This window comes from Oleiphilus sp. HI0080 (genome assembly GCF_001635135.1).
Map to the genome: position 1 here is coordinate 1 of NZ_LWFU01000940.1, position 776 is coordinate 776.

1 protein-coding gene is annotated in these 776 nt (G+C 42.3%); it reads left to right on the forward strand.

Annotation, left to right across the window (positions count from 1 at the left end):
* Window positions 1–199: 199 nt before the first annotated feature.
* A partial coding sequence (locus A3751_RS18340; protein ID WP_156492613.1) for a DUF4158 domain-containing protein occupies window positions 200–776 on the forward strand: 577 nt, incomplete at its 3' end.

Here is a 776-nt window from a genome sequence, read left to right on the forward strand (position 1 = left end):
ATATCACACTCGCTTTCATACTCTAAACACGGCTTCTGGGGGCGGCGCTATACAGAGACAAGGCCTTACTAACTTTCGTCTCGCATTAAAACCGCCTTGTGCGGTTTTGCTGTTTATGGGGCTGGCTCACCCGATACTAAGCTTTTCTTGCTGAGTACCGATAAATAATTACGCACCATAACAATAAGAGCGTAGTGATATGCCAGTTATCAATATTTTGAACGACGCAGAAAGACTGTTGTTCGACACTCCTCCTAGATTTTCCAAGGAAGATCGTCAACGTTACTTCTCGATTCCATCTGAACTGAAATCAAGCATCACTCGAATTCATCCGATCGAAAGCAGAATTGGCTTTATTTTGCAGCTTGGTTACTTCAGATCTCGAGCTCGCTTTTTCAATTCTGCCCAATTTGGAAAGCGCGATATCAACCATGTGGCTAAAACTTTAAGCGTTGAACCCCCTACTTCATTGACTAGCTACGCTGGATCTTTAGTTACCAGGCATAGAATCAAGATTCTGGATTTCCTGAACTGGGAATCTTATGACAGTAGTATGACTGAAACTCTAGTAGGTTTAGCGCTGAATTTTGCTGCTCAAAAAGAACAACCAAAATTCATTTTCGACGCGCTTACAGATGCTTGCTGGAAACACCAAGTAGCCATTCCGAGCTTTAGTGAATTAAACACAATAATCACGGATGCTTTCAACGAGTCAGAGAAGAATCAAATTTCTAATCTTCGCAGGGCGATTAAACCGGCTCATTCAGAATTACTGG